The sequence below is a fragment of the Vibrio sp. SCSIO 43086 genome (genome assembly GCF_051132235.1).
GTDB lineage: Bacteria > Pseudomonadota > Gammaproteobacteria > Enterobacterales > Vibrionaceae > Vibrio > Vibrio diabolicus.
In genome coordinates this window covers 1,064,366-1,076,302 of sequence record NZ_CP072678.1, presented here as the reverse complement: position 1 = coordinate 1,076,302, position 11,937 = coordinate 1,064,366, and the positions used below count along the sequence as shown (strand labels likewise).

General features: G+C 48.3%; 9 protein-coding genes. 7 read left to right on the top strand and 2 right to left on the bottom strand.

All coding sequences use genetic code 11. The features are described from left to right. The first annotated feature begins 41 nt into the window (after nt 1-41). From J8Z23_RS21035 to J8Z23_RS21025, 3 genes are all read left to right on the top strand, one after another. A complete protein-coding gene (locus tag J8Z23_RS21035) occupies nt 42-953 on the top strand; it encodes an alpha/beta hydrolase (RefSeq protein WP_140284922.1) in 912 nt (303 codons plus the stop codon). Between the two features lie 98 nt (nt 954-1,051). Then, a complete protein-coding gene (locus tag J8Z23_RS21030) occupies nt 1,052-1,981 on the top strand; it encodes a sugar kinase (RefSeq protein WP_005482884.1) in 930 nt (309 codons plus the stop codon). Between the two features lie 11 nt (nt 1,982-1,992). Beyond that, nucleotides 1,993-2,616 (top strand): bifunctional 4-hydroxy-2-oxoglutarate aldolase/2-dehydro-3-deoxy-phosphogluconate aldolase, encoded by a 624-nt coding sequence (locus J8Z23_RS21025; RefSeq protein ID WP_005460834.1) that lies wholly within the window; start codon nt 1,993-1,995, stop codon nt 2,614-2,616. 184 nt (nt 2,617-2,800) lie between these two features. Here J8Z23_RS21025 and J8Z23_RS21020 read toward each other — a convergent pair whose 3' ends face one another. After that, entirely contained in the window at nt 2,801-4,540 is a 1,740-nt protein-coding gene (locus tag J8Z23_RS21020) for a sodium:solute symporter family transporter (RefSeq protein ID WP_434635331.1), read from the bottom strand. A 129-nt stretch (nt 4,541-4,669) separates the two neighbouring features. Here J8Z23_RS21020 and J8Z23_RS21015 point away from each other — a divergent pair, with 129 nt between their 5' ends. The 4 genes from J8Z23_RS21015 (at nt 4,670) to J8Z23_RS21000 (ending at nt 10,887) form a co-directional block, all read left to right on the top strand. Then, on the top strand, nt 4,670-5,347 hold the full coding sequence (locus J8Z23_RS21015) for an oligogalacturonate-specific porin KdgM family protein (RefSeq protein ID WP_005482845.1): 678 nt from the start codon (nt 4,670-4,672) through the stop codon (nt 5,345-5,347). A gap of 15 nt (nt 5,348-5,362) precedes the next feature. Next, nucleotides 5,363-7,591: a right-handed parallel beta-helix repeat-containing protein gene (locus J8Z23_RS21010; protein WP_434635330.1), complete on the top strand. Its 2,229-nt coding sequence runs from the start codon at nt 5,363-5,365 to the stop codon at nt 7,589-7,591. Between the two features lie 300 nt (nt 7,592-7,891). Beyond that, nucleotides 7,892-9,664, top strand: coding sequence for a sodium:solute symporter family protein (locus J8Z23_RS21005; RefSeq protein ID WP_005487072.1), 1,773 nt, complete (start codon nt 7,892-7,894; stop codon nt 9,662-9,664). A gap of 56 nt (nt 9,665-9,720) precedes the next feature. Continuing rightward, nucleotides 9,721-10,887 (top strand): oligogalacturonate lyase family protein, encoded by a 1,167-nt coding sequence (locus J8Z23_RS21000; RefSeq protein WP_021450385.1) that lies wholly within the window; start codon nt 9,721-9,723, stop codon nt 10,885-10,887. Between the two features lie 86 nt (nt 10,888-10,973). Here the strand turns inward: J8Z23_RS21000 and J8Z23_RS20995 are convergent, their stop codons facing one another. Further along, complete coding sequence (locus J8Z23_RS20995) at nt 10,974-11,747, bottom strand: siderophore-interacting protein (RefSeq protein ID WP_256964751.1); 774 nt, start codon at nt 11,745-11,747, stop codon at nt 10,974-10,976. Nucleotides 11,748-11,937: the final 190 nt, after the last annotated feature.

The following is an 11,937-nucleotide window of genomic DNA, read 5'->3' as shown; positions in this document are numbered from 1 at the left end:
ATTGTGCTGGCTTTTTTTGTTTTTAAGCCGGAGAGAATGCCATGCACGTTGCGCCGATTACTTCACTACAGACTTGGTTTCCTGAGCATCTCGTTTTGCCTTTGTGGTCTGAGCCTCAAATCCCCTCCCATCTGGTGCAAAGTTATCAAGAAAGAAATCCGAACGAGCTGTTACCAGATCGCGCAGTGTTTGAGATCACGCATCCCGAAATTGTCGTGTTTGAACCAGAGCAATCCAACGGGATGGGTATTTTATTGATGCCTGGTGGCGGTTATCAGCGAGTCTCGGTGGATAAAGAAGGGGTGGACAGCGCACGCGTGTTGAACCAAGCAGGTTTTACCGTGTTTGTGATGACCTATCGCATGCCAAATGAAGGGCATGAATTTGGAGCTTGGACGCCACTGGCGGACGCGCAGCGAGCAATGCGTTTGGTGCGTCAGTTGCCTTTGGCGTCTCATTTATCATCGATTGGTGTGTTAGGTTTCTCGGCTGGCGGACACGTTGCAGCGAGCTTAGCGACGAGTCACGCATTGGATATTTATCCTCTTCAAGATGAGGCGGACCGTGTATCTGCCAAGCCCGATTTTTGCGCTTTGATGTACCCGGTGATCAGTATGAACACCGACATTGCGCACATGGGCTCGCGTGCCGAGTTACTGGCTAATTTGGAACGTGAATCTGACCTTCTCCGATTCTCGCTAGAAAAACAGGTGACGTCAGACATGCCGCCTTGTTTTCTTTTACATGCCAGTGACGATACTGCCGTGAGCGTGGAAAACAGCATCGTGTTTTGGCAAGCACTTCGCCAGCACGAAATCGCGACCGAAATGCACTTGTTTGAGCAAGGTAAACACGGTTTTGGTATTCGCGATGCGCAAGGTTTGCCTGTCGCGGCGTGGCCGCAATTGCTCTCTGCATGGCTACAAAATCTGACCGAGAAAGCACGCAGATAGATCAAGTTCACGAAATAAATGAACCGTTGTTTTATTTTTATTGTTAACTGGTTTTGTAATTGCAATAATGGCGACATCAAATACTGAGGAGACTTCCCATGAACCCAATCAGTCGTGTCGCCATCATCGGCGAATGTATGGTGGAGCTTAAAAAACATGACGGCGTGCTACAGCAAGGTTTTGGCGGTGATACGCTCAATACCGCGGTGTATCTTTCTCGTCTAACCAAACAACACGGGGTCGAAACTTCGTATGTGACGGGATTAGGACATGATCCGTTTAGTCGTGAAATGCTAACGGCATGGCGTGAAGAGGGGATCAATACGGACATGGTCTACCTTTCTGAAGATAAATTGCCAGGCATTTACGCGATTGAAACCGCCGAAGATGGCGAGCGTAGCTTCTTTTACTGGCGTAATGATGCGGCGGCAAAATACTGGTTGCGTGAGCGAGCATTGCTGTCGTTGGTGAAAGATCTTTGTCAGCATCAAATGATCTACCTGAGTGGTATTAGCTTGGCGATCATCTCGGACGATTGTCGTCAGATGTTGATTGAGCTGCTAACAATGTGCCGTAAAGAAGGTGTGAAAATCGCATTCGATAACAACTTCCGCCCTAAGCTCTGGCCTAACATCGAGCAAGCTCGTGATTTTTACTCAAAGATCCTCAGCGTTACCGACATGGCATTTTTGACCTTCGATGACGAGGTCATGCTGTGGGGAGATAAGCACGAAGATGAAGCGATCAGCCGTACGAAAAACTTTGGCGTGAAAGAGATCATCGTGAAACGTGGCGCGGACGACTGTTTTGTTGTAACACAAGATCAACAACACACCGTTGCGGCCTTGAAGGTTGATGCTGTGGTGGATACCACGGCGGCGGGTGATTCTTTTAGTGCGGGTTATCTTGCAAAACGAATTTTAGGCGGAGACGTTGCTGAGTCTGCGCTTGCTGGCCACAAAGTGGCTGGCACGGTTATTCAACATCGCGGCGCGATCATTCCAAGCCAAGCGATGCCAACTATTTAAGGAACGATGAAATGAAAGATCTGAACCAACAACTTTCAGAAATTAAAGTAGTCCCTGTTATCGCGATCAAAGACGCAGGCAAGGCAGTGAAATTGGCACAGGTGCTGATTGAAAATGGCCTGCCATGTGCTGAAGTGACGTTCCGTACTGAAGATGCCGCTTTAGCGATCAAAAACATGCGCGAAGCGTACCCAGAGATGCTGATTGGCGCGGGAACTGTGCTGACAAGCGCGCAAGTGGATGAAGCGATTGATGCGGGCGTGGACTTTATTGTGAGCCCAGGTTTCAACCCAACTACAGTGAAATACTGCCAACAGCGTAACGTGACCATCGTCCCTGGTGTCAACAACCCAAGCTTGGTTGAACAAGCAATGGAAATGGGTCTGCGTACGCTGAAGTTTTTCCCAGCAGAACCGTCAGGCGGCGTCGCGATGCTAAAAGCATTATCTGCGGTTTACCCTGTAAAATTCATGCCAACCGGTGGCGTGAGCCCAAGCAATGTTAAAGATTACTTGTCTATTTCTTCAGTCTTAGCGTGTGGTGGTACTTGGATGGTACCCGGCGATTTGATTGACAACGAGCAATGGGATGAACTGGCGAAGCTGGTTCGTGAAGTTGCGGGAATTATCGAATAATTCCTCACCCCGGTTAGCACCGAGAACTATCGTAGATAGTCGAACGATCTTTTGAGCAATTTGCCAACGCCTGCGGCTCCACCGTAGGCGTTTTTTTATGTGCAGTTTTGGCGAGTTAAAAGCCAGCTTTCCACTAGGCGCGACACAAAACAACGCGCCCAATACGGTTTACTTACCCATTTACTTACTTAGTTTTTTGTTTCTGCCAAGCACGTTTAGAGTGCTGGGTAGGTTGTAGTAGGAACAAGCTAAACAGCAACACAATGCAGCCAATTGCGACAAAGATGGATTGAGAAGAGCCCACTAACACGACGCCGGCAAGAATCAGTAACATGCCCGCCAACGCTGTGATGGAGCCGACATAAAGTCCTTGCTTATGATTGATAGGGGACAGCTCCTCGTCGCTGATCGGTGTGGTTAGTTGAATCGAAAGTGCGGTGCGACTTTGCTGGATTGATGGTGGCTCTTTGGCATAAAAGACCCGAGTAGACAGGAAGAATCCTCCCGTCACCAGTAAATGAACGGCAAGCGTTGCGACCACGGACAGGTCTTTGTTTTCTCTTGGCGTTAATGGCGAGGAAGAGAGCCACTGTACATCAAAGATAAACATCATAAAGAGCGATACTGCGCATCCGACCATAACGGTGGCCCACCCCGACCAGTTTGGTGTTTTCAAACTGACGAGTGCAAGCAGAGATGGGATGTTGATTGGCATCTGAATGAACGCCGCGAACACAATCATCATGTCGAACAAGCTGTACGACTCAACAGACGCCAGCAGCAAAGCTGTGACCGTGGCTAATACGCCAGATACTATCGTCGCAATTTTTCCAACCATCAACTGCTGGCGACTGGTCGCATTTGGGTTGAACCACACTTGGTAGAGGCTTTTGACCACAATGCCAGCGTTGCGGTTGTGTGCTGATGAAAGCGGCGCAATGGTCGCGGCCACCAATGCCACCATCACCAATCCGAGTAAACCTTGAGGCATGTAATGCTGGATGTAGTAAAGATAAGCGGCGTTGTTCGCACTCTGCTCTAGTGCAGGATAGATCGCCAGTAAATCGATGTTTTGTGCTGCCACGAACCACGCTGGCATAAACCACAGTACAGGGGCAAAAACAAACAGCACACCAGCAACGAATGCGGCCTTGGTGGCGTCTTTATCGTTGGCGGTGGTCAGAAAGCGATAGCAGCTCAAGGTGTGGTTATTACTCATGGTTTGTTGCAGCAGCATGGCGATCGCCCACATCACAAACAGAGACGGCATCCTGATCTGTTCACCATAAATTGGCGTGGCGTGCGCAAATACTTCGCTTGGTGAGTCAAAGCGTTGCAGTGCGGTATAGCCGATCACTAGAGTAATGGCGATCAGCAAAATTAATTGAATTACATTCGTCACAGACACCGTCCACGCGCCTCCGCTCACGGCGATCAAAGTGACGACCACCCCCATAGCGAGAATGGTGGTCGACATCTCAATGGCAAAAACAGCAGAGAAAAAAGACGCCAATCCATTCATCCAAATAGCACAGGCGATCAAAGTCAGCGGAAAGCTTAACCATGTGAATAGCTGTTCTGATGTGTGGCCAAACCGCACTCGAATCACTTCCATGGCGGTTTCTACGCGTAACCTTCGATAGCGACGCGCAAAAAATGCTGCCGCGACGAAAAATCCCAACGCATTTCCCCAAAAGATGAACATCACGCTGATGCCATCTTCATACGCTTTGGCTGCGGCACCCGTAAACGTCCACGCTGAAAATTGCGTCATGAATGCGGTCGCGCCAGCCATCCACCACATCATGGTTCCTCCACCTTGAAGGAAGTCGTTCGACGAGGTGGAAAAGCGGCGAAATAGCCACGCAGCGATCCCAATAAAGAGCAGATAGATCATTACGATCATCGAATCCAATAAAGTCATGTGTCATAGCTCACGAAAAAATTAAAACACCGTTTTAAAGATCACAAAAATACCGATAAGAACTTTATCAGTACGTAATAATGAATATATTAAAACAATATTTATTATAAAATAAAATGGTGTTTCAAAATGAAAGTTAGATACCTTACTTCTGCACTCTTACTTGCAATGACTTCTGGTTTAGCGGCTGCCGCATCGGTGGATATTCGTCATGAATATGTGCCTGATCGTGATGGTGACGAACATCGAGATCGTATTTACGTTTCTCACCGTTTCGACAACCAAATCGGTTTTAGCGTGGAAGCAAAATGGAACTACAAAGATGGTCACATGGGCAATGCAGGCCATGAAACTGGCGTGAGCTACCGTTGGAAAGCGACCGACAATTTCTCTCTAACGCCGGGCATTAACATTGATGCCAGCCCATCGGGTGCGTCAGTGTTCAAGTACAACTTGACTGGCGCGTACAAAATCAATGACGAGTGGGATGTCGCTGCGCGTATTCGTCATGGGTACAAAAACACGGACGACTCGCGTTACAACCAGCTCAACCTTTACGCAAACCGTAAGTTTGAATGGGGCAAGCTTGGCGTAGAAGCGGAGTACAAAGATATTCATGGCGGTGAAGGTGGCTGGAAAGACAAAGGTCATGATCAGCTGATCGACTTTAAAGGCGAATACACCAAGTTAGAAAGTGGCGTGATTCCATTCTTCGCTATCGCGGCGATCACGCACAAGGGTGACGGCTCAGAGTTTAAAGATGAATATGTTCCTCGTTTCCGTGTCGGTTTGAAATACAACTTCTAACAAGGAAAAGTGACCATGAAAAAACACACTTTAGCCTTGTGTCTGGCGGCCATATTGGCCCCAGCCGCACACGCTGCTGAGATTAAGGTCGAAGACCTGACTTGGAAAGCGATCACTTTTGGTCAATCGACCGACATGAACTTTGGCTCAACCATTTTGCCGGAAAAAGTTGGCGTGAACCAAGTGACGGTCAATGGTGAGGCTGTCGCTGCTGGCAAGTTAGCGTCCACATTTACCATTGAAAGCCGCGGTGGCAAGTTAGCCAACTCGCATGAAGGACTCACCTTTTACTACACCGAGCTACCAACCGATGTGAACTTTACCCTCAGTGCCGATGTGGTGCTTGAACAGCTTGGCCCGGAAACAGGCGCGACACCCAACCGCCAAGAAGGCGCAGGTTTGATGGTGCGCGACATCCTCGGTGCCGAGCGTTTAGTGCCGCAACCTGAGGGCCATGAAGAGTTTCCGTCTGCATCGAACATGGTGATGAACCTAATGCGTTCTCACACCCGCACGAACGGTGGCATGACCAACATCAACGCATCGTTTCGTGAAGGCGTTTATCAACCTTGGGGAACGCCGGGTAACCGTTTAAGCCGTGTCGATTATGTGGAAGGGGTGCCTTACGGCACGGCTGAAACCTACCGCATGACGCTGACACGCACCAATGATGGTTTCAAAGTCAGCTACCGTAATGGCGAAAAATTCGTTGAGCAAGCGGTAAAAGGCGCGAATGCCAATATCGTTGAAATGCAAAACTCAGACTCGCAATACGTCGGCTTCTTTGCGTCACGCAATGCAAAAATGACGGTGAGCAATGTCGATTTGCAGCTTGCTGCGGCGGATACCGTGGACGCTCCAAAATACGCGGCCAAGCAGGGAGAATTGGTATTCCAAATCGCTTCTTCACCTCGCTCTGCAACCAAGGAGTATCCGGTTCAAGCTCGTGCCAACTACTCGGGCGAATTTGAAGCTCTGCACAATGGCAAAGTGGTTGCGAAGCAAACCGTGACGGCGGGCGAGTTGTTCAGCCAGTGGCTGACACTTGATAGCGGCGCGAATCAAATGGAAGTGAGATTCACCGCCATTGACGCCCCAAACAAAGAGACACAAGCGCACCGTTACAGCGTTGACGTTGTTTCTCTGCCAGACCCAATGACGCTGTATGTTGCACCAAACGGCAGCGACAAAGGCAATGGATCTCAAGCGAAACCGCTTGATTTCGCTACCGCAGTAGAACTGCTTCCTACTGGTGGCACCATCATTTTGAAAGATGGTGACTACCAAGGGATGGAGATCCCGCTGACGGCGAGTGGCAGTGCCGACAAGCTCAAGCACCTACGTGCGGAAGGAGACAATGTTCGCTTTGTTTCGGAACTTCGTCACGAGGCAAATTACTGGCATTACCAAGGTATTGAAGTTGCGGGTGCGCAGTTCATTGTTCATGGTAGCCACAACACCTTCGAAAAAATGGTGACACACGGCGCGCCAGATACTGGTTTCGTGATCACCTCTCCTGAAAACATTGGCCGCGCACTGTGGGCAAGTTACAACCAAGTGATTGAAAGCGAAAGCTACAACAACATGGATCCTTCGCAGATCAACGCAGACGGTTTTGCGGCCAAGATGCGTATCGGCGATGGCAACACTTTCATCCGTTGTTTGTCTCACCACAACATTGATGACGGTTGGGACTTGTTCAACAAAGTGGAAGATGGCGCAAACGGTGCGGTGACTATTTTGGATTCCATCTCGTTCAGCAACGGGCGCACACTCGATGTTGCCAACAAGGGTGGCACGATTGGTAACGGCTTCAAGCTAGGCGGCGAGGGGATTCCGGTTCCACATGTGGTGAAAAACAGCTTGTCTTTCAATAACAACATGGACGGATTTACGGACAACTTTAACCCTGGTGCACTGGTATTGAGCGACAACGTGTCGATTGATAACAAGCGCTTCAACTACTTGTTCCGTAAGAGCCCATATTCCGGCGAGATTGAGCAAGGCACGTTCACCAATAACCGTTCTTACCGATTCCATGTCAGCAGCAAATATGACGACGTGATCAACAGTGCGAAATCGACTGGCAATGCGTTGGTCGAAAATGGCACGACTTACACCAGTGATGGCAAAGCGGTCGACAGCAAAATGCTCGCGCCATTAAAGCAAGCGTCAGTGATTGATACCCAACAAGTCATTCCGGGTAAGCAAGAGGCGATGCAGCTTAAGCAACTTATTCACTAACGAGTAACCACGGGCTCTCAGGAGCCCTTTTTTTCGTCAAAACTCACCTTACAACGGTCGCATTTTTACGCTTTTCGACTTGTCAGTGACAATCTCTTTTTGGTTCTAAGATTAACTAAGGGAATGCAGCAACGACGAGTATGGATCCGCAATTATTTACAAGACGCTCACTATTGATCTTCATCACGTTTGAACGCAAAAAATAAAAAATGAACCGTTGTTTTGATTTTTGTCTCAGTTAGTTTTGTTTTTTGAAAATATAATTTATCTAAATTAAAACAGCGTTTCGAGGTTTCTATTATGGAATACGATTACTTAGTAATAGCAGGCTACTTTGCCCTGATGGTGGCAATCAGCTTGCTGTTCAAAAAAATGGCAAGCAATAGTACCAGCGACTATTTCCGCGGGGGCGGTAAGATGCTTTGGTGGATGGTTGGTGCCACAGCATTTATGACTCAGTTCTCTGCATGGACGTTTACCGGTGCAGCGGGTAAAGCGTTTAACGATGGCTTCGCGGTATTGGCCGTGTTTGTTGGCAACATGGTGGCGTACGTTTTCGCTTACTTCTACTTTGCTCGCCGCTTCCGCCAAATGCGTGTCGATACGCCGACTGAAGGGGTAAAACGCCGCTTTGGTAACACTAACGAGCAGTTTTTCACTTGGGTAATCATTCCGTTAAGTGTGATTAACGCGGGTGTTTGGCTAAACGGTTTGGGTGTGTTTGCTTCTGCGGTATTTAATGCCGACATCGTGACTACCATTTGGGTGACTGGCCTTGCGGTATTGGCTATCTCATTGCTGAGTGGTGCGTGGGGCGTAGTGGCGTCGGACTTTATTCAAACGCTGGTTGTTGCGGTTATCTCCATTGCTTGTGCGGCAGTTGCATTGTACGTCGTTGGTGGCCCTGGCGAGATCGTTGAGAACTTCCCTGGTGGCTTCATCATGGGCCCAGATATGAACTACCCACTACTGTTAGTTTGTACGTTCATCTTCTTCGTAGTGAAACAGCTGCAAAGTATCAACAACATGCAGGAGTCTTACCGTTTCCTTAACGCGAAAGACTCGAAAAACGCAAGTAAAGCTGCGCTGATGGCGCTTGTGATGATGCTATTTGGCGCGGTAATTTGGTTCATCCCACCTTGGGCTTCAGCAATCCTGTACCCAGATGCAGCAACGCAATACTCATCATTGGGTGCGAAAGCAAGCGATGCGGTTTACCTTGTCTTCGCTCGTGAAACAATGCCTCTAGGCACCGTTGGTCTGCTCATGGCAGGTCTGTTTGCGGCGACCATGTCTTCGATGGACTCTGCACTAAACCGTAACTCAGGTATTTTCGTTCGCAGCTTCTACTCAAACATTGTGCGTAAAGGCCAAGCTTCGGATAAAGAGCTACTGCGTGCTGGTCAAATCGCATGTTTGGTGAACGGCATCCTCGTTATCATGATGGCTCAGTTCTTCAACTCACTGAAGCACCTAAGCTTGTTTGATCTAATGATGCAAGTGGCGACGCTACTTCAATCACCAATCCTAGTTCCATTGTTCCTTGGCATCATCATTCGCAGAACGCCGAAATGGGCACCATGGGCAACAGTTGTGGTTGGTATGTTTGTCTCTTGGTCAGTGGTGAAAATCTTCACTCCAGAATTTGTTGGTAGCTGGTTCGGTATGGATGAGCTAACACGCCGCGAAGCAGGTGAAATGCGCACAATGATCACCATTGCTGCTCACCTTGTCTTTACTGCTGGTTTCTTCTGCTTATCGACTCTGTTCTACAAAGAAGAAACAGACACGCACAAAGAGACAACGGCGGAATTCTTTAAAGATGTGGACACCGAGTGTGTTGCAGAAGAAGGCCAAGACATTGTTGACCGCATGCAACGCGCGAAATTGGGTACGCTGGTTATCTACATGGCCGCAGGTTTAACACTGATGGTGTTGATTCCAAACCCACTATGGGGCCGCCTATTGTTCCTTGCTTGTGCAGCGTCAGTCTTTGCTGTGGGCTACGGCTTGAAGAAGAGTGCCAAGCTAGACACGCAGCCCTCTAAAGTAGCCGCGACAACGACCCAATAATCTGAATTTTTGTTTTGGCTGCCCTCGCTTGGGCAGCCCTTTTGTGGAGATATATTATGGCTAAAGGTGATGTGATTACTCTCAACTTCGAAACGTTTGTTGATAGTGATACCCAAGTGAAAGTGACGCGATTAACGCCAACGGACGTGATTTGTCACCGTAACTACTTTTACCAGAAGTGCTTTACTCAGGATGGAAAAAAGCTGCTGTTTGCAGGTGATTTCGACGGAAATCGCAACTATTACCTGCTTAACCTTGAAACGCAACAAGCAGTCCAACTGACGGAAGGTAAAGGTGACAACACCTTTGGCGGTTTCATTTCGACGGATGAGCGTGCATTTTTCTACGTGAAAAACGAACTGAATTTGATGAAAGTCGATTTAGAGACGCTGGAAGAACAAGTCATTTATACGGTCGATGAAGAGTGGAAAGGCTACGGTACTTGGGTGGCAAATTCTGACTGTACCAAGTTAGTTGGCATCGAGATTTTAAAACGTGATTGGCAACCGCTGACTTCGTGGGAAAAGTTTGCCGAGTTCTACCACACCAATCCAACTTGCCGCCTAATTAAAGTGGATATCGAAACCGGTGAGTTGGAGGTGATCCATCAAGACACTGCGTGGCTAGGTCACCCAATTTACCGTCCGTTTGATGACTCAACGGTTGGTTTCTGTCATGAAGGTCCGCATGATTTGGTGGATGCGCGCATGTGGCTGGTCAATGAAGATGGCAGCAACGTTCGTAAGATCAAAGAGCACGCAGAAGGTGAATCGTGCACGCACGAGTTCTGGATTCCAGATGGCAGCGCAATGGCGTACGTTTCTTACTTCAAAGGTCAAACTGATCGCGTGATTTTCAAAGCCAACCCAGAGACATTAGAGAATGAAGAAGTGATGGTGATGCCACCTTGTTCTCACCTTATGAGTAACTTCGATGGTTCTTTGATGGTTGGTGATGGTTGCGATGCGCCAGTTGATGTTGCAGACGCGGACAGCTACAACATCGAAAATGACCCGTTCTTGTATGTATTGAACACAAAAGCGAAATCGGCGCAAAAACTGTGTAAGCACAGCACATCTTGGGATGTGTTGGATGGCGATCGCCAAATTACTCACCCGCATCCGTCATTCACACCGAACGATGATGGTGTGTTGTTTACCAGTGACTTTGAAGGCGTTCCTGCGATTTACATTGCGGACGTGCCGGAGTCTTACAAACACTGATTACGTCAAACATGATGATGAAAAACGCCCGGTGATGCTGGGCGTTTTTATTGGGATGAGAGCTGGAATCGAAAAGACATGAACCACTATTGATTGGATTCCGCGTCTTCACGTTTAATCACTTTGTGCCCGTCTTCCGACACGCCTTGTTTCCAATAGCTACTGATGTAGATATTTTCACGATCAACTTCTTTCTCGTTGCGGAAGTATTGGCGTAGCGCGCGCATTGAATCGAACTCACAGGCACACCATACTGCGGCGTCCCCATCTAGCCATTTTTGTTCGCGTACCGCTTCTGCTAGGGTTTGACTTTCTGTAAGCCAAATTAGCTCCATACCAGTTGGTGCGTGCAGAGGCTGGATGTCTGCCGCAGACATCACACTGATCACGGCGTAGCCTTTTGCCTCTTCTGGTAGCGTACGAATTTTCGCTGAAAGAGCAGGAAGTGCTGTCATATCGGCGGCCATAAAGAACCAGTCAGCCTCGGTATTCAAATTAGAGATACTGCCTGGACCTACGATATTAATCGTATCGCCTTTTTGTGCGGCCATCGCCCAACGCGCGGCAAAGCCACACTGTAAATCTTGTGTTGTATGGCGGACAAAATCGATTTCGATGGTGTGTATTTCCGGATGGAAACGACGAATAGTATAGGTTCGCATTAATGGTCGGTCATCGTCGCTTAGCATGCTCAAATCGGTACCGCCCATCTCATTGAACAATAGCTTGATGTAGCTACCTTCGCAGTCGCGTGGAAACTGGCTTAGCGCTTCACCTTGCAAAGTAATACGCTGCATATTTGGGGTAATTGTCTCTGTATCTGTGACAACAATCGTTTTAGGTTGAGGCTTCTTCTTCATCTTTGACTCTACTCGATAATTATTCTCTTTCTCATTTAAGGTTATCAAGATCTCTCATAAGAGGGTAGTGTCTTTATATAAATTTACACTGTGAATTGAGCTGGATTATTGGAGTATTGCAGTGGTACTGAGGACTGGGGCGAGCAAAATACGTAGAAAAAATAAGAAAGGGCACGCCAACATGCCCTTT

Excerpts from the sequence above, each read along its gene's own strand:
- J8Z23_RS21035 (WP_140284922.1), top strand. The coding sequence starts at position 42 with ATGCACGTTGCGCCGATTACTTCACTACAGACTTGGTTTCCTGAGCAT.
- J8Z23_RS21030 (WP_005482884.1), top strand. The coding sequence starts at position 1,052 with ATGAACCCAATCAGTCGTGTCGCCATCATCGGCGAATGTATGGTGGAG.
- J8Z23_RS21025 (WP_005460834.1), top strand. The coding sequence starts at position 1,993 with ATGAAAGATCTGAACCAACAACTTTCAGAAATTAAAGTAGTCCCTGTT.
- J8Z23_RS21020 (WP_434635331.1), bottom strand. The coding sequence starts at position 4,540 with ATGACTTTATTGGATTCGATGATCGTAATGATCTATCTGCTCTTTATT.
- J8Z23_RS21015 (WP_005482845.1), top strand. The coding sequence starts at position 4,670 with ATGAAAGTTAGATACCTTACTTCTGCACTCTTACTTGCAATGACTTCT.
- J8Z23_RS21010 (WP_434635330.1), top strand. The coding sequence starts at position 5,363 with ATGAAAAAACACACTTTAGCCTTGTGTCTGGCGGCCATATTGGCCCCA.
- J8Z23_RS21005 (WP_005487072.1), top strand. The coding sequence starts at position 7,892 with ATGGAATACGATTACTTAGTAATAGCAGGCTACTTTGCCCTGATGGTG.
- J8Z23_RS21000 (WP_021450385.1), top strand. The coding sequence starts at position 9,721 with ATGGCTAAAGGTGATGTGATTACTCTCAACTTCGAAACGTTTGTTGAT.
- J8Z23_RS20995 (WP_256964751.1), bottom strand. The coding sequence starts at position 11,747 with ATGAAGAAGAAGCCTCAACCTAAAACGATTGTTGTCACAGATACAGAG.